The following is a 20830-nucleotide window of genomic DNA, read 5'->3' as shown; positions in this document are numbered from 1 at the left end:
AGATTAAAGCAATTTAGAGGAATAGCTACTCGATATGACAAGCTCAAAAGAAATTATCAAAGTTCTGTTGCTTTAGCCTGTATATTTTTATGGCTACCTTTATAGGGTTAATTATGAACAGTAAATGTCAACAGACCCTAGAGAAAATACTTGAAAATTACATGGTTTAAGCTGGATTTTTAAGCAATTCCAGAATTGCTTCTACCACCTGCGGATGCAGTAAATAGCCGGTAATGTCATGCGGGCGGTGAATATGGGTACGAATGCCGTGGTTAATAATGGCGGGTTGAAACTGAAATGGCGGTTGTGTAAGAGGAAAGGCGGTAAGAAAATCATCAGTTGAATAGAAATTTATCCAGTCGCCTGTAATTGCAGCAGGTCGGACAATGGGTTGCGGTAAATGTGACTGGATCACCTGGAAGGCTAATGGCGATCCGAGGGTAATAAAACGCTGTACATTCAGTCCAGGATGCTGAATAAGATAATTATAGGCAATCACACTGCCCAGAGAATGAGCAATCACAATACAAGGTTTGCGACCATTCAATTGCCGGGCAATCCGTTCATGAACTTCCTTTATGAAACTAGGATTGTCGAGATACAGATAGGTTTCAATCAAAAATTTCTGAAGCAGGCTACGATGCAGACTGGGAAAATAATTAAGCAATAATACAAAGTCTCGCAGTGCAACATTTTTGCTTAGCGTGGTAATAAATTTGAATTTCTGTTTGAAATCCATCGGGTCATTCAGGTTAAGCTGGGGAAGATCGGAAATTACGGGCTTGCGCCAGCCAGGACGTGGAACTGGTGCAGGAAGCTGAGGCTGAACAGGTTGGCGGAAACGAAAGCTGGGCCATTGCTGTGGCATCAAGGTGCCAGCATTCAGGATGTTGCGAACGTTATAGTGTGAAAGCAAGTCCCCATAAAATGGAATGTGAATGTGACGTCTTAAATAACTGAATCTGGCATCATGACGGTGTTTGCGAATGCCTTTTTGAAGTATATGTAGCCAGCGCTGGCGAATTGATGCAGCACTATGATGTTGCTGGTTCATTCCATGAATAAAAATAACTTTCATCGATACCTCACGGAGGTCGATCTATATATTCACAGTATAGAGAAAATTGCGGCAAGCCAAGCTGCACTTTTTGTGGCGTTAATGTGTAAATTATCTTTGATAAAACAATCATTAGCAGACATCTGTATATTTATAAAAAAGGCAGAAAAAGCAGTAAATTGGTAGGTCTGGATGAAAGATTTTATTGAATAGAAAAAGAATATGAATGGAGCTGTAAAAGTTGAATTTAGAGTTTGGCGTGAGTTTTATAGTAATTCCAGGAGCACTTTAATGACGTTCGGATGCTGAATATAACCATCAATATCATGCGGATGATAGATGGAGGTATGAATCTCCTGATTAATAATCGCTGGCTGAAACTGGAAGGGTGGTTCTGATAATGGAAAGGCAGTCAGAAAGTCATCGTTACAATAGAAATTTATCCAGTCACTTGAAAGTGCAGCAGGTCGTACAATCGGGTGCGGCAGATGAGCCTGGATGACCCGAAATGCCAACGGTGATCCGAGAGTAATAAAACGCCTGATATTCAGCTCCGGATGCTGGATCAAATAATTATAGGCAATCACGCTGCCGAGTGAGTGAGCCACCAGAATCTGTGGTCTGCTGCTATAGAGTTGATTGTGAATGCGGCGGTGAACTTCCTGCATAAAATGCGGGTTGGCCAAATAAAGATAAGTTTCCAGCAAAACTTATGCAAAAAGCTAGCATGTAAGCTGGGAAAATAATTGATGAGTACCGCAAAATCCCGCAAGGCAATATCTTTGTTTAATGCTGTGATGAACTTCAGTTTCTGATTGAAATTTAGGGCATCATCAAGATTTAACTGCGGGACGTCACAAATTTGATAGGTGCACTGGTCTGATGGCGGTGCCAGTTGCAGCTGTGCGGGATGTAAAAAAGGGAAATGCGGCCACTGTTGCGGCATCAGGGTGCTGGCATTCAAGACGTTATGAAAATGATGCCGAGAAAGTAAATCGCCATAAAAAGGGATACGGATATGCCGTTTTAAATAAGTAAACCGAGCTTGCTGTTGTGGGTTTTTCCGAAGGCCTGTTTTGAAGAGATGCAGCCAATGTTGACGTAATGAAGTAGCCGTATACTGTTGCTTGTTCATGCCGTGAATAAACACAATTTTCATCGACGCACCCTTAAGGCTGCCCACTATGGTTATAGTATAGATAAAAAAAGAGCGGCCGGAGCCGCTCTTTTAAAACTGATGATTAAGACTTGTTGTGATAAAAAGCATAATAACTTGCATAACACGCTGCAATAAATAACAGACAGCCTACGAAGCTGATACGCATTGATGGATCAAAGACCATACTGATACAGGTAATAAAACAGAACACAAAGCCCAGGATTGGTACAATCGGGAACAATGGTGCAGCAAAGCCCAGTTCTTTGGCCGTATGACCCTGTTTATACCATTGACGACGGAAGTTGAACTGGCTTAAGCAAATACTCATCCAGACCACCACCATGGTAAACGCTGCAACGCCCAGCAAGTTGGTAAAGATCGTCTCTGGCGCAAACTGTTCAGACAATAAACCTGGCAATGCACCTAGCATAGTCACCATGACTGCAATATACGGTACACCGCGAGCATTCAGTCTTGAGAATACGGCAGGCAACTGTTTGCTGTATGACAATGACCACATCATACGAGAAGCAGCAAATAAGCCCGAGTTGGCGGCAGACAACAATGCAGTGATAATTACAAAGCGAATGATGTCTTCAGCATATGGGATACCAATGTGCTGGAATACTGTTACGAATGGACTGCTACTCACGCCTTCAGCGGCCAAGCCTGCTTCCTGATGCGGAAGTAAGGCTGTTACCACGATAATGGTACCTACAAAGAAAATTAATAAGCGGAAAATCGCAGTATTAATTGCTTTAGGAACATTTTTCGCAGGATCTTCAGTTTCACCGGCAGCCACACCAATCAGCTCGGTACCAGAGAAGGCAAAGTTCACAATCAGCATCGTAGCAAAAATCGGGAATAGACCTTCAGGGAACCAGCCTTGTGCAGTTAGATTGGTAAATAAAGGCGCAGCTTCATAGCCTTGATAGCCCAGAACACCAAAGATGGCCAATAGACCTAAAAGAATAAAAGCAACAACCGTGACCACTTTTACCAGTGCCAGCCAGAATTCGGATTCGGCAAACCAGCGGGTCGAAATCATATTGAGACTAAATACGAATACACCAAAGATAATGGTCCATAACCACATGGAAATATCCGGGAACCATTCCTGCATCAGCAAGGCCGCTGCAGTAAATTCAGTTCCGAGAGTGACCGACCACGTCAGCCAGTATAACCAGGTGATGGTATAGCCTGTGCCTGGTCCAATATAACGTTTGGCATAAGCACCAAATGAACCAGATTCTGGCATATGAACGGCAAGTTCGCCCAAACATAGCATTACCATGTACGCGATAATACCGCCCAGGAGATAAGCGAGAATGGCACCTACAGGCCCCGTTTGTGCAATGACTTCACCCGACCCTAAGAATAGGCCTGTTCCGATTGCGCCACCAAGCGAAATCATGACCAGATGTCGAGTACTCATAGCGCGTTTTAAAGGCGCAGAATTGCCCTGATGCGTAGCATCATTCGGAGATGAGTGCATAGGAAATAAGAAATACTTCAAAGGAATGAAGCGAGCTATTGTAGTGAAAAACTACAAATCTGCAATCGAATAATGGTAATTTCGAATAAGGTCTGATCGTATGAGATCAATAGATGGCGTCCCTACGGGGATTCGAACCCCGGTTACCGCCGTGAAAGGGCGATGTCCTAGGCCTCTAGACGATAGGGACGTTGCGAGGTGATGCGTATATTAAGGATTAAGCCGGGGTTTGTCAAAAGGGTTTTTGCTAAAATTCATTTAACAGTTTAAACATTAGGCAAAACAAAAACTTTATTTTATTAAGATGTTATTTTCTGAACAGATTTCAGGACTATAAAAAATAAATATTTGAAAAGATCACTAAAACTTAGTGATCTGGAGTTTGATATTGCTCAGGCTGAGAGTTTTCAGTTGGCGTTGACACTGTTTCAGTCTCCGCAGTGTGGTTATCATCACGGTTGACGATATAGAGATATAGTGCGGATGGGGCTAAAATCAGTAAAACCAGTAAGATCTTTTTTAACATGATACAAAGGCAAAATATGAAATCGCATTAATTATAGCCTAAGCAAATTAAAAAGAGCAGCAGCATGTACCTATTCAGGCTCTAGAATTTAAAAGTAACATCCGCAATAAATTGGCGGCCGATTTCAGTCATCACACGTGGTCTATCATTTGAGGTCGAGCCTGTTGTATAGGTATTCACGCGGTTGGTTACATTGTTAATGGTTAAACCAAAAATTGCCCTTAAATCTTTTGAAATTTCCCAATCATAGGTGGTGCGCATATCCCATTTAAATTTGGGTTTAATTTCAGAGGCTAAATAGGTGTCAAGCAGTTCACCTTTATACTCGACTTTGTCATTTTTATTGGAGACTACAGCCATATCATCGTAACTGTTTTTATAGCTAAAGAAGTTTGAAATACGTACAGGCAGTGTATCGAATGTAATATCCCAGTTTACTCGTGCGGTCCATGGTTGGTTAAAGTTTGGGGCAGGGCGGTCTGACCAACGGATAATTTGACCATCATAAGAGACCCATTCATCTTGAGTGGCTTGATCATAGGCTGAAGTGTAATCTACATAACTGCGGAAGACTTCACTGTATCAAATCCCAAGGCAAATAAATGTTGGCTATCCCCCAGTGCGATCGGTTGACGATTTTTAAGTGTTAAGGTGTAGATGTCAGCTTTGCCACTTCCATCATTGTTATATTCGTAGAAGAATTTTGATCCATCTAAAGGAGTAACTTTAGTTTTTGATATTTCATCCTGATATTTACGATTGACCCATTTTAGCCCTAGATCCCAATTCTGGATTTGTGTATTCAGGCCTAAAACAGTCTCGTCACTGAAAGGGGTATTGAGCGCTGAACTACGCGCACCGCTGGATAGTGCAGTTTGTGTTTCTACCCAAGTCGCATGTGGGTTTTCACGTGACAGTTTGTAGAGCAAATCATTTTGAATTTCATTCAGCTCTGTACCTAAAGTTTGCTGACCATAGTAGCGATTCCACCCAGCGGATAAATGCAATTGATCATTACTAAAGGGTTTGTAAGAGAGACGACTGCGAGGGGAAATATTGATATTACTACTCAAAGAGTCATAATCAGCATGAACACCAAGGCGTGTTGAAAATTGATCATTCCACTGAATATTATCTTCAATAAATATATTTAGGCGATCTTGCTGAGCTTTGATATCACCAGCTTTGTACAGAGTCCCACCAGCGATATATTGTCCATTCCAACCATTTATAGTTAGTTTCTCATCACAATATGGGTCACTTTGAAGGCAGGTAGTATCTTTGCCAAGTTCTTTTAAGTTGATCTTTGTCGCGAGTAAAACATCCTCGACTCGTTTCCACGCAACATTAGCATGGCTATAACCCGTACCTATAGTCATGTTGTGTTGGGATTGACCAAGTTCAAAAGGGTCTATATTCGCTTGTAGGTCATAGGAAAGGACGTCTTGGCGTTGTTCAATCTCTCCCATGATGGCGCCCTCTCGAACTACATCGGTATTATTCCAATCTTTACTTCCTTTGGCGTAGTACCAATGCATACTGTAGTTATTGTCAGCAACACGTTGTGTCGCCGAGTTTTGGAAATTAAGTTTGTGTACGAGAGTACCTAAGTTGAAGCGATGTTCAAGTTCCGAGAACAGAGTAAGTGTTTCGGTTTCAGTAGTACTACCTGAATCACGATTGCTGTCCACATAACTTAAGCTATCGAGCAAACCATAATCGAAACCAAACTTCGCTTTGGTTGAGGCGTTTGGTGTATAAAATAATGTTGCACCAAGATTTGAGATATGTCGTTCTTGATCAATTGTTTTAGGTGTTTCAAAACCACTTTTGACTGGGATGATAGACTCTCGTTGAGAAGCATAAGCATTAAAGCTCCAATCATTCGAGAGCTTCCCATAAATATTGGTGCTTAGACCTTGTTTGGTATATTCCTTTTGGTAGTCATCTGTGGGCTCTTCAAATTTACTTTCTTCTAAAGGTGAAATTGAGTTGTAGCGAGCCCAATCGATTTCAGTGTAATCGTAAGTGATAGAACCGTGAATTTTACCTATCTCTGTTTGCGGTGCACATGTTTTAGCATTTACAACCCCACCTGTGAATTGACCATAAGCGGCAGACACATTGCTATCTAATACTTCAAGCTCACAAAGTAGGTCAGTGTTCACTGCCATAGCTTGTGCGCCAGTCCCAATATCTTGAAATGTATTTATGTTTGAATTTGCTGGATTAATAAGTAGGTTGTTGGAAACACCATTCACAATGAAATTGTTTTGGAAGGTTTGTGCACCATTAATTGAGATTTCGGCAGGTTTAATTTCACCTTGAGAACCTGCTGCAAGTTGTGACTGACTAAACTGCACATTCGGATTCACTTTTAAAAAATCGGTAATGTTCTTTGAGCTATTTGGCGTACTTTCTAAATCTTCTTTTGAATAAACTGTTTTTCCCACTTCATTTGCTTGCTGAGCTTCGATAATAATCGTGCTGAACTTAACCGTAGCTTCCTTGAGGATGGATTCTTGATAATTTGATTCTTCTGCAAAACTAGATGTTGATAAAGCTGTTAGAACCGCAATAGAAAGTGGGGAATAAGCAAAACGCATGAGAAGGGTTAAATCTGCGAAAGATAATGGAAGTGATTATCATTAAATTAGAGTAGGTAATCAATAGTAATGAGAATTATTTTCATTAATTAATTGATAAAAGTGTAGGACTTGAGCAGCTTAAGATGCTGATTAAAGAAATATAAAGAAGAGAAAAAATAGATGGCGTCCCTACGGGGATTCGAACCCCGGTTACCGCCGTGAAAGGGCGATGTCCTAGGCCTCTAGACGATAGGGACGTTTAGAAGATGGCGGTATCTTATTGATCCGCCACCAGAGTGTCAAGCAGGTGAGGTGCGAGTTTGTTTAAAATATAGCAAAACAGTTCAGCGGTCTTCTGCGTATCATATAATGCAGAATGGGCTTCTTTACCATCAAACTCGATTCCAGCTTGGATACAGGACTTCGCCAGTACAGTCTGACCAAACATCACCGCACTTAAAGTCACTGTATCGAAGACAGAAAAACTATGAAACGGGTTTTGGTTTTTGGTCCCGGTACGGGCAATCGCGGCCTGAAGAAAACCTAAATCGAAATGTGCATTGTGTCCGACTAAAACTGCATGGGTACAATTTTGCTGGCGACGCACTTCATTCACCGATTTAAAAATGCGCTTGAGTGCAGTTTTCTCATCTTCGGCCATGGCGATTCGCATTGGATTAGAAGGATCGATCCCAATAAACTCCAGCGAACGTCGGTCGAGGTTTGCCCCTTCGAAAGGATTGATATGTGCATGGTAAGCTTGACCCGGCACAAATTGACCCTCCTCATTATAAACAATCGGAATGGCCGCAATTTCCAGCAATGCATCAGTCTGCGCATTAAAACCTGCAGTCTCGACATCGACAACTACAGGTAAGAATCCACGAAAACGTTGACCAATGATTGGGAGCGTTTCATTTGTCACACTTTTCTCCATTGAATGGTTTTACCAGCATACAGTGGGATAATCTGTTCACCATCCAGATAGTCTAAACTTTCAGGGATTACTTGATCTTCTTTAACCAGGGTAATGGTATTGGTATTACGTGGCAGGCCATAGAAGTCTGCACCAAAATGGCTGGCAAAACCTTCCAGGCGTTCAATTTTACCCACCTGATCAAATGCCTGAGCATACAGCTCAATGGCAGTCGGCGCACTATAACATCCTGCACAGCCACACGCATTTTCTTTTGCATTTTTTGAATGTGGTGCGCTGTCGGTGCCTAGGAAAAATTTAGGATTACCGCTGGTTGCGACTTCCAGCAAAGTTTGCTGATGCGTTTGACGTTTTAAAATCGGCAAGCAGTAGAAATGCGGCTTGATCCCACCAACCAGCATGTCATTGCGGTTAAACAATAAATGTTGCGGCGTAATGGTTGCAGCGACATTACGGTCTTGCTCAAGTACAAAGTTTGCTGCTTCGCTGGTGGTGATGTGTTCGAGCACCAGTTTCAGCTTGGGAAATTGTCTGAGTAAGGGAGCCAGCACTTCATCCAGGAAACGCTTTTCACGGTCAAAAATATCGACATGATTATGCGTCACTTCACCATGTAGCAATAAAGGCACTTGGTGTTCTTCAAGCTGTTCAATTACGCCGTAGACTTTGCTCATATCGCTCACACCACTATCGGAGTTGGTGGTCGCACCCGCAGGATAGAGCTTGATGGCATTGACATGCGCAGATTCTTTGATCTTTTTAACTTCGCTTGCCGGGGTGTTGTCAGTGAAATACAGCACCATACGCGGGTCGAAATTTACCCCTTCAGGCACATGTGCCATGATACGTTCACGGTAGGCATTGGCTTCTTCGACAGTTTTAACGGGTGGCACCAGATTTGGCATGCAAATGGCGCGAGAAAACTGCTTGGCTAAATCGGGAACGGTACGTTGAAGTGCTAAACCATCACGCAGGTGAACGTGCCAATCATCTGGCTGGAGAATCGTAATCGTATTCAAGGCAAATTCAGTCGAACAAATAAAACAAATGATAATCCATCTATAGTAAAAATGGTAACGAGAAAGCGCTACAAAATAAGGGATATGTATAAATTAATTTTAAAAAGTATGTTATTTTAAAATTAATAAAAAAATTACATAAATACTTGGCAATGGAATACAAGTACAATCTAGCGAAATTGCAAGATGATAAAGAAGACATAGAACAACTGATTACACGGCAAAGCCAGCGTGTAGGCCCGGTCTTCCCTCAAAATCTGGAACAAGAATTCTGGACCAAAAATCTGGAACGCGCCCGCAAACATGTCGAAAAATATGTGTGGGCTGGAGTACTAGCCTATTTCCTTTTTTTGGTGGTGATGATTCCTACAGATTACTGGAGCATCAGCAAAGAATATTTCGTACATGATTTTGTCCTGTGTATGCTGGGCCTGCTCAATGGTGGCATGTCATTAATCATTTTTTATATATTCTCCTGTTTACCCAAGATCAAGCGCTTTTTTCCGCAGGCTTCGATGCTGTTGGTGTTCTGGATACAGGTGTCAATTTCATGCATTACCATGTCGATTAAAACTGATGCCTTGCAGTATCAGTCCATGGCCATAGTCACGATCGTGTATATCCTGGGTTATATTCTGACCGGTATTAGACCGATTCAGATGCTGGTCACCGGATTACTCGCTGCGGCAACTACTATTCTTGTATTGTTTAGCCTTTCAGTTGAATTTAATCCTATGGTTTTTGGCCGGATTTTAATTGGAAGTTGCTTGCTGGGTTATGTGATTAGCCATATGATTTTTGCCCGTGAACGTGTGATATTTCTCTATAGCATTCGCGCCAGAATCAGTGAGCAGATCCAGCGTATCCATACCAACGAATTATTACATTTGAGTCAGTACGATGAGCTGACCAAGATTTCCAATCGACGGACTTTTGATGAGACGCTGCAAGTCCATTTCGAACGTGCACATCGTGAAGAAACGGCATTGGCAATTCTGTTTATCGATGTAGATTTCTTTAAAAATTACAACGATTTTTATGGGCATCAGAAAGGTGATGACGTCATTTCGACTATTGCCAAAACCATCAAAAATGCGATCCGTCATATGGACTTTGTCGCACGTTATGGTGGGGAGGAGTTTGTAGTGCTCTTGCCAGAAACAGATGCACATGGTGCTTATGCAGTGGCTTCAAATATTTTTAAGGCGATTGACCGTCTGGAAATTCCACATGAAAAATCCTCGGTTGCGAAATATATCACCATCAGTTTAGGCATTACCGTCTATCGTGGTGAAGATGATATTGATAAAGACGCCTTATTGGGAATCGCGGATCAGGCGCTATACCGCGCCAAACAGCTTGGACGCAATCAGATTTATTATCAGTCCATTCGTTCAGTGAATTCAGATATTGCAAATGGCTAGATATTTTTAAAATGAATAGAACAATCATCAATAAAAAACCGCTCATCAGGAGCGGTTTTTTATGCAACTTAAATGACTAAAACTTAGTTTTTGTCTTTCAGTTGTGGCACTGCAGATGCTGAACCAACTGCGAGTAAACCAGTCTCTGTATAGATGCCCAGTTTAGCACGAGTATCCGTGATGTCGAGGTTACGCATGGTCAACTGACCGATACGATCCATCGGCGAGAACATAGAATCACCTTTCTCCATAGTCAAACGCTCAGCTTCATAAGTGAGGTTCGGAGATTCAGTATTCATAATGGTGTAGTCATTACCACGACGCAGTTCGATCGTTACAGTACCGGTAACTGCTTTAGCGACCCAACGCTGTGCAGTTTCACGTAGCATAAGCGCTTGAGAATCGAACCAGCGACCTTGGTACAGCAAACGACCTAAACGTAAACCGTTAATGCGGTATTGTTCAATCGTATCTTCGTTATGAATACCCGTTACCAGACGCTCATAAGCAATGTGAAGCAGCGCCATACCCGGAGCTTCATAGATACCGCGAGATTTCGCTTCGATGATCCGGTTTTCGATTTGATCCGACATACCTAGACCGTGACGGCCACCGATGCGGTTCGCTTCAAGAATGAACTCAACTGGATCTTCAATGCGTTGACTGTTGATAGCAACCGGGAAGCCTTCTTCAAAAGTAATCGATACTTCTTCAGCTTTTACTTCTACGTCATCTTTCCAGAACGCAACGCCCATGATTGGCTCAACGATTTTGATACCTGCATTCAGGTATTCAAGATCTTTAGCTTCGTGTGTCGCACCCAGCATGTTTGAGTCAGTTGAATAGGCTTTTTCTTTTGACATTTTATAGTCAAAACCATTGTCGATCAGGAACTGTGACATTTCTGCACGGCCGCCCAGCTCGTCAATGAAAGTTTGGTCTAACCAAGGCTTGTAGATTTTAAGCGCAGGATTGGTCAACAAGCCATAACGGTAGAAACGTTCAATGTCGTTGCCTTTATAAGTCGAACCGTCACCCCAGATGTTAACATCATCTTCTTTCATGGCAGTTACCAGCATGGTGCCAGTTACTGCACGACCCAATGGCGTCGTGTTGAAATAAGGCATACCACCTGTAGAAATATGGAACGCGCCACATTGAATTGCAGCAATACCTTCTAATGCAAGCTGTAAACGGCAGTCGATTAAACGTGCTTTTACTGCGCCATAAGCTTCAGCTTTTTTTGGAATCGCATCGTAATCGTCTTCGTCTGGCTGACCCAAGTTAGCTGTGTAAGCATAAGGTTCAGCGCCTTTTTGTTTCATCCACAAAAGAGCAGCAGAAGTATCTAGACCACCAGAGAAGGCAATACCAACTTTTTTACCTACTGGGACATTCTGCAAGATAGTTGCATTATCAGACATTGTTCATCCTAATGATATGAAATAGGCACGCCAGAATTGGTGGCCTGAAAAAATACATATTGCATCAATTGTATCATTAATTTATTTAGGTTTGCTTTAGAAAAGAAAAACTCGTTTTAAAATCTCTATTCAATAGGCTTAAATAATCATAAATCGCACGATTTTCACCAGAATCCTGCTGAAAACGGAAGAAATTGGTTATATTCAGCCGAATAAAGTTAAAAATCAGATAAAACAGGAATAAAAGCATGGCGACTCGCATCCCACCTTTACCTAATTTAAATCTTAAAGCTAAGAATGAAACGCTGGCACTGTTACATGGGATTTATGCCGGCCTGATTGGTTTTAGTACAGTGCTGTTTTTATATCTTGAATATCAGCAATCTAGTATTTCCATGCTGAGTTTAGCTGTGGTGCTGCTGCTTTTAGGCTTGCTGATGTTTTTTAATATACAGGCCAGTATCAAGGTGAAGCAGGGCAATGGTTCAGGACAAACTTTATCCAGAATAATGGCCATCCTGATGTTGCTGAGTTTTCCAATTGGTACAGTATTGGGCGCGATTGCATTATGGAAATCCACTGCACGGCAATGGCAGAGCTAATTCGTGATGTATAGAAAGAACTGTTTCGAAGATTGATATTTGTGCCTGAAAATGCTGAACTCCGGGTCATAAAAAGCCTCTGAAAATCAGTTAAAGTAAGGGAATGACTTGCTCAGCCAAATATAATCAGGGATTTGTTATGACCACGACGCGCTATGCCAACATTTTAAAGCCACTGCATTTGGGTTTTACCACCATTAAAAATCGGGTGGTGATGGGGTCGATGCATACTGGTCTGGAAGACCGCTTCTATAATTATCCTAAACTAGCTGCGTATTTTGGTGAACGAGCAAAGGGTGGCGTAGGTCTGCTGATTACGGGTGGTATATCGCCAAACCGTCAAGGCTGGTTATTGCCGGCAGGCGGCACCATGAATACCTTGGGCGATATTGCACCACATCGATTAGTCACCCATGCAGTTCATAAACATGGTGCCAAAATCCTTTTGCAGATTCTGCATGCCGGACGTTATGGCTATCAGCCTTTTGTGGTCTCGGCCAGTCCAATCAAATCGCCGATTTCTCCTTTTAAACCGCGTGAAATGTCAGATAAGCAGATTTTGAATACGATTCAGGATTATGTAAAAACTGCTAGCATTGCTAAAAAGGCCGGCTATGATGGCGTGGAAATCATGGGTTCTGAAGGTTATTTGCTAAATCAGTTTTTAAGCCGTCATGTCAATCAGCGTACCGACCGTTGGGGAGGTCCGATCGAAAACCGGATGCGTTTCGCTGTAGAAATCGTCAAAGCCATTCGTGAAGAAATTGGCAAAAAATTTATTATCTGTTTCCGTTTGTCGCTTCTCGATTTGGTGCATGATGGCAATACCATGCAGGAAGTCATTACCGTAGCTAAAGCTTTGGAAAAGGCTGGAATTACTTTGCTCAATACCGGGATTGGCTGGCATGAAGCACGTATTCCAACCATTGTGACTTCTGTACCGCGTGCTGCTTTTGTCGATTACACGGCTGAAGTTAAGAAACATGTTTCGGTGCCGGTGATTGCATCCAACCGGATCAATATGCCAGACACTGCCGAAGCAATTCTGGCTTCTGGTCAGGCAGATATGGTGCAGATGGCACGTCCACTTTTGGCAGATGCGTTCTGGGTCAATAAAACTGCAACCAATCGTGTTGATGAAATCAATACCTGTATTGCCTGTAATCAGGCTTGTCTGGATCATACCTTTAAAAACCAGCGCGCAACCTGTCTGGTCAATCCGCGTGCCGCTTATGAAACCGAACTGGTCTATGTCAAAACCAAAAAACCAAAAAGTATTGCAGTGATCGGTGGGGGTGTCGCAGGTTTGTCGGCTGCTACTGTCGCAGCCAGTCGCGGGCATGATGTGACGCTGTTTGAGGCCAGTCATGAAGTAGGCGGACAGTTCAACCTGGCTAAAGTCATTCCGGGGAAAGAGGAGTTTCACGAAACGATTCGTTATTTTAAAGTGCAGCTAGAAAAAACTGGAGTTGATCTGCGTCTCAATACCCGAGTCAACCGCGAGCAGTTGGAGCGTGAGGGTTTTGATGAGGTGATTGTGGCTACAGGGGTTGTGCCGCGTGCCTTGAATATCGAAGGCAGTCAGGCACCACAAGTATTATCTTATGCAGAAGTGCTACGTGGCGCACCTGTCGGTGATCGTGTTGCGGTCATTGGCGCAGGCGGGATCGGTTTTGATGTGTCCGAGTTTTTATTAAAGCCACCGCATCAAATACAGCCGCAACCTGTGGATGAGTGGAAGCGTGAATGGGGTGTAGATTCTCATCCAGATTATGTGACTGAAGGCGGGTTACAGCGTGCTGAAGTCGAACCACCAGTACGGGAAATTTATTTATTACAACGTAAAAAAACACCACTTGGCGCAGGACTGGGCAAGACTTCAGGCTGGGTACATCGTGCCCAGTTAAAAAAACATGCTGTGCGGATGTTGCGCGGCGTGCAATATAAATCTGTCACGGATGAAGGTTTATGGATTGAGGTGGATGGTCATGCTCAATTATTGCGTGTGGATACCATTGTGGTATGTGCAGGTCAGGAATCGGTAAAAGACCTGATGCCGAGTGCTGGGGAAAATACCTTGGCGCAGTATCATATTATTGGCGGTGCAAAACTGGCTGCTGAACTCGATGCCAAGCGCGCCATTCGTGAGGGAGCGGAATTAGCAGCAAAACTGTAAGGATTTGATGAAACTATATGCAGTTGATTGCATTCACTGTAATTTTCACTTGTCAGCCGGACAAAAGCTCCGTATTATTGCGCCCATGGAAGCGTGGCAGAGCGGTTTAATGCACCGGTCTTGAAAACCGACGAGGGTGTGAGTCCTCCGTGAGTTCGAATCTCACCGCTTCCGCCAAATTTTAAAAACCCCAGTCGAAAGATTGGGGTTTTTTATTTCTATGATTTTAATAAAACGATTTAAAATAAGCTGATAGCGAACAAAGTCAAAATTTTAAAATTCCATAATTAATAAATATTCTTTAATTGCCTACTTCAATTTTGATTAATGCCAACGCAATTCTTTCCACATGTTGGTAAGCTGGCTGTTCCAGTTCTTCACCAAAAATATCCGGGTCAATTTCTTCATATGACCAGATTATATTTTGATGCTGTTTCATCAAATCTTTAAGATGCTGCAAAAATAGATTGCCATGCTCAGTCACGGTCACTCCAGTATATAGGAATAAACGTCCACCAGAATTCAGTCGCTGTAGACCTTCTTTTATAATCCTGAATGATAAATCACAGCCATCCAGTTTATTACCACCATGACGATATTGACGTTGTTCCGGATCAATCAAATACGGCGGATTGGCAAAAATCAGATCAAACTGGCCTTCAAGATAGGAAAATAAATTACTCTGCACCGGATGAATATGGTTTAAGCCGGCAAAACTGATATTAATCTGGCTATAGAGCAAGGCTTTGGGATTCAGGTCTGCAACCATAATTTCACTCACATCTGGAAAATGTCTGGCAATGCTGATCGCGGCTGCTGAAGTGCCACAACACATTTCCACGACCCGTTTGAAAGGGTGAGTCTGAGCAGCTAGATATTGCTTGAGATGATAGATAAAGCGATACGTATCGGGACCGAAAAATACCGCATCTTGCTGAGTGGTTGGAAAAGCTGAATGAATAAAGAGTTCGCCATCGAGTGAAGAAACCCGAACCTGACTCAAGTATTGATCTTCCTGAACCTGTAGAAGCTGATGTTCTTGCAATAATGTAAAAAGGGCAGAATCAAGATCAGTTTTTTTAAAGTTTAGATTCCAGCCAAAGATATCCTGATGGGTTCTGTGCTTATAAATTTCATTCTTTTTTCGATTCAGAATTCGCTGGTGGGAAAGCGGTGTAATGGTCGTAAACTGATAATCTTGTTGTTTTAAAAAGGCTAATAAATAAAGCAAAGCTTGCTGCGGGCTGCTTTGAATCTCTAAAATTTGGTTCATACGGATATGCTCTTCTATTTATTTAACCTACATGAAAAGATTAATTCACTTTATGCCTGCAAAAGACAATATCAAACCAGTCGTGAATGATCAAAGCTATACAGCACTGGATTCCATGGAAAGGGATCAGTTTATATTCACCTAAATAATGCATTGCTTAGGTAAAAATGTGATGAGAATTGGTTGGATTTGTATAGGTCGTAGGCATAATTTTATTGGTTAAGCAGCCTTATTATGATTTTGCGAACTATTATTTTTTATTCATGATTATACGTATAAAAAATGGCTATCAATCACTGGGATCAATAGCCATTAGAGCTGAGAGCTTTAAAAGCTTAGTTGGGTACTTCCGGCAAATCAAACCAGATCACTTGCGCATCTTCGCTTGCTTTAATTTCTGTATCATCTAGAAAAGCAATTGCGCCGCCAGCTTCAACTGTATGTTCAGCGATCTGGACAGTGCCAGAAACAACATGTACATAATTAATATGCTGGGTCGCTTTCACTTCCAGACTTTGGCCTTGCTGAATCACCGCAGTTTTGACTTCGGCATTCTGACGAATATGCATCGGTACATTGTCATTCGGACCACAAATCAAATGCCACTGGTTCGGTTGCTCATGCGGGTCAAGACGGATTTGCTGATAGTTCGGCTTGGCATTACGTTCATTTGGAATAATCCAGATTTGCAGTAAATGGACCTGTTCGTCGCCTTGGTTCATTTCACTGTGCCGCACACCTGTTCCTGCACTCATCAGTTGCCATTCACCCGCAGCGATTCCGCCATGATTGCCCATGCTGTCCTGATGGGTAATGGTTCCTTTCAGCACACAGGTCAGGATTTCCATATTGTCATGTGGATGCGTTCCAAAACCCTGATGTCCATCAATCAGGTCATCATTAATGACACGTAAAGCGCTGACACCCATATACTTTGGGTTATACCAGTTACCAAATGAGAAACTGTGTTTAGACTCCAGCCAGCCCATTTTTACATGACCACGATTTTCGCTAGGATGTAGAAAAGCATTCATGATTTTATCTCGACATTATTTTTAACTTGAGATCATCATACTGTCGTTTTATAACTGAAAAAATCTCAAATAGGCGACAGATCATTGCATTTTTGCAACGACAGAGCTGAAAGTAAACATAAGGAATAAAAAAGCCCGCTCAAAAGCAGGCTATTTTTATTCAAATCGGCAGACCGATCATCATTCTAAGAAACGAACCGTTACCCCAGATTTGACTTTACGGCCAAGATCATTGGCATCCCAGTTAGTCAAACGAATACAACCATGTGACGCTGTTTTCGAAATGGTAGACGGGTTTGGTGTTCCGTGAATACCAAATGATTTCTTGCTTAAACCAATCCAGATATTCCCGACAGGACCGTTAGGACCCGGTGGTAAAGATAGTGGTTTTAAGTTTTTACCTTGTACAAAGTTAGACGGTGAATAGCTGTACCAAGGGTTTGGTGCGACACCTGTTACTTTATAGGTTCCGGTTGGAGATGGTGTATCCGCACTACCAATGGTGGCAGGGAATGACGCGATCATTTGATTTTTACTGTTAAATAAGTACAGTTGTTTCGCGCCTTTATGTGCAACAATCAAGTGAATACCTTCAGGCAAGTCATTACGTACATTACTGACCAGTAATTTTTCACCAACTTTATTAAAGTTGGCATTTGGATTGAGTTTCTTTAAGAAATTCTCATCCATATGGAATTTTTCACTCAACATTTCACTGACACGTGTGTAGTACAAGCCTTTCATTTTCGCCTGTAACGCATAATCTGAAGGAATAGACTTGGCAAATGGGCCTGCCAGATCTTTTTCAGTAATGGTGTATTCAACAAAGGCTGGCTTAGAACCCTGACGTGCCACCAGTTTATCCCAGGTTTCCTGAGTCAAAACACCTGTCGGTTTAATGCCATTCATTTGCTGGAAAGATGCAATGGCTTTTAGTGTATTTTTACCGCTGGTTCCGTCAATCGCACCTGGTGATGCATGGGCATTATTCAGCATGACATGCGCACGTGCGTAAACTGGGAATTGACCTGCACCGATATTTTCATACCATTGGGCATTGTTTAAACCGTCTAAAGTCCAAGAAGCTTTGGTCACCGCAGAGTTAGTCGGTGCTTTGGTATTTGGTGCTGCGCCAACAGAGGCAGTCTGATCTTCGGTATCCTGTAGCTCATTCAGCGCTTCAGATGCCTGTTTTAAGTCTTGTTGTTCTTGGGCAGTAATTTGCGCTTCTGCAGGTGCTGCTTGGGCCGCTGAAGCTTCAGTTGCTAATGGATCAATCGGATCTTGCACTGCAACATTAGTCACCACTTGGGGTTTTAATGGTTGTTCAGCAGTAGACGCGGCAAAAACTTGACCTGCGAAAATGCAACCTAGACTCACAGCGAGCATTGTGCGAACGAACATGTAACTCAACCTTAAGAATTATTTCTTTAACTATGTGAAAAAACACTATAAGTATTACAGAAAAAATGTGGAGATGCAGTAGTTGTTTTGTGTAAATCACTAGGTTGCCGATCAATCCGATCGGTTTTTAAAGTTGCCAGAAGTTATTAAAACTGCGGCCTTTTTGCTATGATGTTGGCAATGTCAAAGAAAGATGGGAATGTGAATGACGACCTTAAAAAATGATCGTTTTCTGCGCGCATTGTTGCGTGAGCCTGTAGATGCTACGCCAGTATGGATGATGCGTCAGGCTGGCCGTTATTTGCCTGAGTACCGCGAAACGCGTACCAAGGCAGGAGATTTCCTTTCGCTTTGCAAGAATACTGAACTGGCCTGTGAAGTAACTTTGCAGCCTTTACGCCGTTATGATCTTGATGCCGCGATTTTATTCTCGGATATCTTGACGGTTCCGGATGCTTTGGGACTGGGGCTGTATTTTGAAGCCGGTGAAGGCCCGAAATTTCACAAGACCATCCGTACCGAACAGGATGTCGCCAATCTGCCTGCATTTAATGCCAAGTCGGATCTGGATTATGTGATGAATGCCGTTTCGACCATTCGTTCAGCCTTGGGCGGTCAGGTTCCTCTGATTGGTTTCTCGGGCAGTCCATGGACTCTGGCAACGTATATGGTCGAAGGCGGTTCAAGCAAGGATTTCCGTTTTACCAAACAGATGATGTATGCGCAGCCTGAAGTTTTGCATGCTTTACTGGATCGTCTGGCTGATGCAGTGACTGAATATTTGAATGCGCAGATCGATGCGGGTGCACAAGCGGTACAGATCTTTGATAGTTGGGGTGGGGCATTAGCACATCGTGAATATATCGAGTTCTCGCTGAACTATATGCAGAAGATTGTCGCTGGTTTGCAACGTGAGAAAGACGGCCGCAAGATTCCGGTAATTCTGTTTACCAAAGGTGGCGGTCAATGGTTGGAACCGATGATTACGACAGGCGCAGATGCATTTGGTCTGGACTGGACCACGCCATTGAATGTCGCTCGTCAAACGGTTGCTGGTCGTGCAGCACTTCAGGGTAACCTGGATCCTGCAACTTTATATGGTTCATCAGACACCATCATTAAAGCGACAAAAGCCATGCTGGATGATGCCTATGCCAATGGCGAGAAAACCGGTTATGTTGCCAATTTAGGTCATGGTATTACCCAGTGGGTTGATCCGGCGAATCCAAAAGCATTTATTGATACCGTACATGAGTATAGTGCCAAATATCTTTAGGATGTAAACCTTGATCGATCTATTCAAATCAGGGTTTGAATTTACTTATAAGGCAGCTTCGGCTGCCTTATTTGGGATTTTACTCCTGCTCGCTTTTGCACTGACTGCTTCTATGGGCAGCGATCTCTTCTTTGGTTTTTACCGGTATGACTATCTGCTTTTTTTTGCTTTGCTGATTCAGGTGATATTGCTCTATACCAAACTGGAATCCTGGGCTGAAGCCAAAGTGATTGCGTTATTTCATCTCATGGCCATGGTGATGGAAATCTTCCTGACCCATCCGGCAATTGCTTCCTGGCATTACCCTCAACCCGCAATATTTAAAATCCTGACCGTGCCTTTATTTGCCGGTTTTATGTATTCTGCGGTCGGCAGTTTTTTTGCGCGCTCTTTACGTCTATATCAGGTTTCATTTGAAAAATTGCCGCGTTTTAGCCATATGCTGACATTGGCTGTCTTGTCTTATATCAACTTTATGAGCAAGTTTTTTATTCCCGATTATCGGGTGATTTTATTTGTCTGGAGCGTGCTGATGTTCTGGAAAACCAGAATTCGCTTTCAGCTGAATCGGCATACTTTTCAGTTGCCGATGTTACCCGTACTGCTGATTCTGGCGTTTATTATCTGGATTGCCGAGAACATCAGTACCTTTTACCAGATCTGGCTCTATCCAAGCCAGATTGAGCAATGGCATATGGTGGGATGGGGCAAACTGGGCTCCTGGTATTTGTTGTTATTGCTGAGTCTGGTGTTAGTACTGAAAATCTTGGGACAGCGTAATTCACAAGGCGATTGGGCGCTCAAGGAACAGTAAAATCAATCAGGTTATGTTTATGTAAAGCATACATTTTTTCAATTGCGCCAAACTTGACTTGTCGCTACTCTGCTGAGTATGTAATTTAAATTACATTATTAGAGTAATAACAAAGATTGCATGAGAATAATTGGAGAATAACTATGTTGAAAAAAATTATGCTGGCGGCGGTATTGGCGACTGGTTCAAGCATGGCGATGGCTGACCGAGATGTCGGTTGTGGTATCGGAAGCCAGGTGTGGGCGGGTCAGTCTGGTATTATTCCTAAACTCTTTGCAGGTACGACCAACGTTCTGTTCACGAATCAGTGGCTCGGGATCACTTTTGGTACTTTAGGTTGTAGCCAGGGCGGTACCGTAACCGCTCAAGTGGTGACCTTTACCAATGAAAACGCTGAAACATTGGCGCGTGATATGGCAGTTGGAGAGGGTGAAAGCCTGAATGTTCTGGCTGAACTTTTGAATATTAAATCTGAAGATAAAGCTCGTTTCTTTAGCGTTTCCAAGCAGAATTTCTCTGAAATTTATTCCGAAGAAAACCAGAATACATTACAAGTTTTAAGCACCTTACAAACTGTGATGGCCAAAGATGAAGTATTGAAATCCTACATCTGATCCGCACC

Annotated in this window: 17 protein-coding genes, 3 tRNA genes and 2 pseudogenes; 8 read left to right on the top strand and 14 right to left on the bottom strand. The window is 42.6% G+C overall.

Annotated elements, in window-relative coordinates; genetic code table 11:
* Nucleotides 1–124, top strand: a pseudogene (locus AC13CK_RS04890) (IS5/IS1182 family transposase); the annotation flags it as partial.
* Between the two features lie 42 nt (nt 125–166).
* Here AC13CK_RS04890 and AC13CK_RS04885 read toward each other — a convergent pair.
* From AC13CK_RS04885 to pyrC, 10 genes and pseudogenes are all read right to left on the bottom strand, one after another.
* Nucleotides 167–1078 (bottom strand): alpha/beta hydrolase, encoded by a 912-nt coding sequence (locus tag AC13CK_RS04885; protein ID WP_425877909.1) that lies wholly within the window; start codon nt 1076–1078, stop codon nt 167–169.
* Nucleotides 1079–1323: 245 nt separating this feature from the next.
* A pseudogene (locus AC13CK_RS04880) lies at nt 1324–2216 on the bottom strand (alpha/beta fold hydrolase).
* Nucleotides 2217–2298: 82 nt separating this feature from the next.
* Nucleotides 2299–3711, bottom strand: a complete 1413-nt coding sequence (locus AC13CK_RS04875; RefSeq protein ID WP_005107442.1) for an amino acid permease — start codon at nt 3709–3711, stop codon at nt 2299–2301.
* 114 nt (nt 3712–3825) lie between these two features.
* Nucleotides 3826–3901, bottom strand: a tRNA-Glu gene (locus AC13CK_RS04870).
* Between the two features lie 177 nt (nt 3902–4078).
* Complete coding sequence (locus tag AC13CK_RS04865) at nt 4079–4237, bottom strand: hypothetical protein (protein WP_004279546.1); 159 nt, start codon at nt 4235–4237, stop codon at nt 4079–4081.
* Between the two features lie 81 nt (nt 4238–4318).
* Nucleotides 4319–4597 carry a hypothetical protein gene (locus AC13CK_RS04860; RefSeq protein WP_253143949.1) on the bottom strand — a complete coding sequence of 93 codons (279 nt, stop codon included), beginning with the start codon at nt 4595–4597 and terminating at the stop codon, nt 4319–4321.
* A 194-nt stretch (nt 4598–4791) separates the two neighbouring features.
* Nucleotides 4792–6843 carry a TonB-dependent receptor plug domain-containing protein gene (locus tag AC13CK_RS04855; RefSeq protein WP_425877913.1) on the bottom strand — a complete coding sequence of 684 codons (2052 nt, stop codon included), beginning with the start codon at nt 6841–6843 and terminating at the stop codon, nt 4792–4794.
* Between the two features lie 163 nt (nt 6844–7006).
* Nucleotides 7007–7082: transfer RNA gene (locus tag AC13CK_RS04850), tRNA-Glu, on the bottom strand.
* 20 nt (nt 7083–7102) lie between these two features.
* Nucleotides 7103–7762, bottom strand: coding sequence for a ribonuclease T (gene rnt / locus AC13CK_RS04845; protein ID WP_004279557.1), 660 nt, complete (start codon nt 7760–7762; stop codon nt 7103–7105).
* Entirely contained in the window at nt 7747–8781 is a 1035-nt protein-coding gene (gene pyrC, locus AC13CK_RS04840; RefSeq protein WP_004279558.1) for a dihydroorotase, read from the bottom strand. Before pyrC ends, rnt begins: the two co-directional genes overlap by 16 nt.
* A gap of 152 nt (nt 8782–8933) precedes the next feature.
* Here pyrC and AC13CK_RS04835 point away from each other — a divergent pair, with 152 nt between their 5' ends.
* Nucleotides 8934–10205, top strand: a complete 1272-nt coding sequence (locus tag AC13CK_RS04835; protein WP_425877916.1) for a GGDEF domain-containing protein — start codon at nt 8934–8936, stop codon at nt 10203–10205.
* An 83-nt stretch (nt 10206–10288) separates the two neighbouring features.
* On the opposite strand, the gene argG is transcribed toward AC13CK_RS04835, so the two are convergent.
* Nucleotides 10289–11629: an argininosuccinate synthase gene (argG, locus tag AC13CK_RS04830; protein ID WP_425877918.1), complete on the bottom strand. Its 1341-nt coding sequence runs from the start codon at nt 11627–11629 to the stop codon at nt 10289–10291.
* A 248-nt stretch (nt 11630–11877) separates the two neighbouring features.
* Between argG and AC13CK_RS04825 the strand changes: the two genes are divergently transcribed.
* From AC13CK_RS04825 to AC13CK_RS04815, 3 genes are all read left to right on the top strand, one after another.
* On the top strand, nt 11878–12231 hold the full coding sequence (locus AC13CK_RS04825) for a hypothetical protein (protein ID WP_253146162.1): 354 nt from the start codon (nt 11878–11880) through the stop codon (nt 12229–12231).
* 139 nt (nt 12232–12370) lie between these two features.
* Nucleotides 12371–14407 (top strand): FAD-dependent oxidoreductase, encoded by a 2037-nt coding sequence (locus AC13CK_RS04820; RefSeq protein WP_262466621.1) that lies wholly within the window; start codon nt 12371–12373, stop codon nt 14405–14407.
* A gap of 87 nt (nt 14408–14494) precedes the next feature.
* Nucleotides 14495–14584: transfer RNA gene (locus AC13CK_RS04815), tRNA-Ser, on the top strand.
* A gap of 124 nt (nt 14585–14708) precedes the next feature.
* On the opposite strand, the gene AC13CK_RS04810 is transcribed toward AC13CK_RS04815, so the two are convergent.
* The 3 genes from AC13CK_RS04810 to AC13CK_RS04800 form a co-directional block, all read right to left on the bottom strand.
* Nucleotides 14709–15680 carry a methyltransferase gene (locus AC13CK_RS04810; RefSeq protein ID WP_425877921.1) on the bottom strand — a complete coding sequence of 324 codons (972 nt, stop codon included), beginning with the start codon at nt 15678–15680 and terminating at the stop codon, nt 14709–14711.
* 335 nt (nt 15681–16015) lie between these two features.
* The gene (locus AC13CK_RS04805) at nt 16016–16714 is read right to left on the bottom strand and encodes a pirin family protein (RefSeq protein WP_425877923.1); all 699 of its coding nucleotides are present in this window, start codon (nt 16712–16714) and stop codon (nt 16016–16018) included.
* Nucleotides 16715–16894: 180 nt separating this feature from the next.
* On the bottom strand, nt 16895–18118 hold the full coding sequence (locus tag AC13CK_RS04800) for a L,D-transpeptidase family protein (protein ID WP_425877925.1): 1224 nt from the start codon (nt 18116–18118) through the stop codon (nt 16895–16897).
* A gap of 205 nt (nt 18119–18323) precedes the next feature.
* Here AC13CK_RS04800 and hemE point away from each other — a divergent pair, with 205 nt between their 5' ends.
* From hemE to AC13CK_RS04785, 3 genes are all read left to right on the top strand, one after another.
* Nucleotides 18324–19394: a uroporphyrinogen decarboxylase gene (gene hemE, locus AC13CK_RS04795; protein ID WP_005246858.1), complete on the top strand. Its 1071-nt coding sequence runs from the start codon at nt 18324–18326 to the stop codon at nt 19392–19394.
* A gap of 10 nt (nt 19395–19404) precedes the next feature.
* The gene (locus tag AC13CK_RS04790; protein WP_004646389.1) at nt 19405–20208 is read left to right on the top strand and encodes a DUF817 family protein; all 804 of its coding nucleotides are present in this window, start codon (nt 19405–19407) and stop codon (nt 20206–20208) included.
* 143 nt (nt 20209–20351) lie between these two features.
* The gene (locus tag AC13CK_RS04785) at nt 20352–20822 is read left to right on the top strand and encodes a DUF3015 family protein (RefSeq protein ID WP_004646390.1); all 471 of its coding nucleotides are present in this window, start codon (nt 20352–20354) and stop codon (nt 20820–20822) included.
* Nucleotides 20823–20830 lie beyond the last annotated feature (8 nt).

The organism is Acinetobacter sp. L-24, assembly GCF_056857555.1.
This window is presented reverse-complemented; position numbering and strand designations above follow the sequence as displayed.

Bases quoted from the DNA above. Each gene is read 5' to 3' on its own strand.
- AC13CK_RS04885 (WP_425877909.1), bottom strand. From the start codon at position 1,078: ATGAAAGTTATTTTTATTCATGGAATGAACCAGCAACATCATAGTGCT.
- AC13CK_RS04875 (WP_005107442.1), bottom strand. From the start codon at position 3,711: ATGCACTCATCTCCGAATGATGCTACGCATCAGGGCAATTCTGCGCCT.
- AC13CK_RS04865 (WP_004279546.1), bottom strand. From the start codon at position 4,237: ATGTTAAAAAAGATCTTACTGGTTTTACTGATTTTAGCCCCATCCGCA.
- AC13CK_RS04860 (WP_253143949.1), bottom strand. From the start codon at position 4,597: ATGGCTGTAGTCTCCAATAAAAATGACAAAGTCGAGTATAAAGGTGAA.
- AC13CK_RS04855 (WP_425877913.1), bottom strand. From the start codon at position 6,843: ATGCGTTTTGCTTATTCCCCACTTTCTATTGCGGTTCTAACAGCTTTA.
- rnt (WP_004279557.1), bottom strand. From the start codon at position 7,762: ATGGAGAAAAGTGTGACAAATGAAACGCTCCCAATCATTGGTCAACGT.
- AC13CK_RS04835 (WP_425877916.1), top strand. From the start codon at position 8,934: ATGGAATACAAGTACAATCTAGCGAAATTGCAAGATGATAAAGAAGAC.
- argG (WP_425877918.1), bottom strand. From the start codon at position 11,629: ATGTCTGATAATGCAACTATCTTGCAGAATGTCCCAGTAGGTAAAAAA.
- AC13CK_RS04825 (WP_253146162.1), top strand. From the start codon at position 11,878: ATGGCGACTCGCATCCCACCTTTACCTAATTTAAATCTTAAAGCTAAG.
- AC13CK_RS04820 (WP_262466621.1), top strand. From the start codon at position 12,371: ATGACCACGACGCGCTATGCCAACATTTTAAAGCCACTGCATTTGGGT.
- AC13CK_RS04810 (WP_425877921.1), bottom strand. From the start codon at position 15,680: ATGAACCAAATTTTAGAGATTCAAAGCAGCCCGCAGCAAGCTTTGCTT.
- AC13CK_RS04805 (WP_425877923.1), bottom strand. From the start codon at position 16,714: ATGAATGCTTTTCTACATCCTAGCGAAAATCGTGGTCATGTAAAAATG.
- AC13CK_RS04800 (WP_425877925.1), bottom strand. From the start codon at position 18,118: ATGTTCGTTCGCACAATGCTCGCTGTGAGTCTAGGTTGCATTTTCGCA.
- hemE (WP_005246858.1), top strand. From the start codon at position 18,324: ATGACGACCTTAAAAAATGATCGTTTTCTGCGCGCATTGTTGCGTGAG.
- AC13CK_RS04785 (WP_004646390.1), top strand. From the start codon at position 20,352: ATGTTGAAAAAAATTATGCTGGCGGCGGTATTGGCGACTGGTTCAAGC.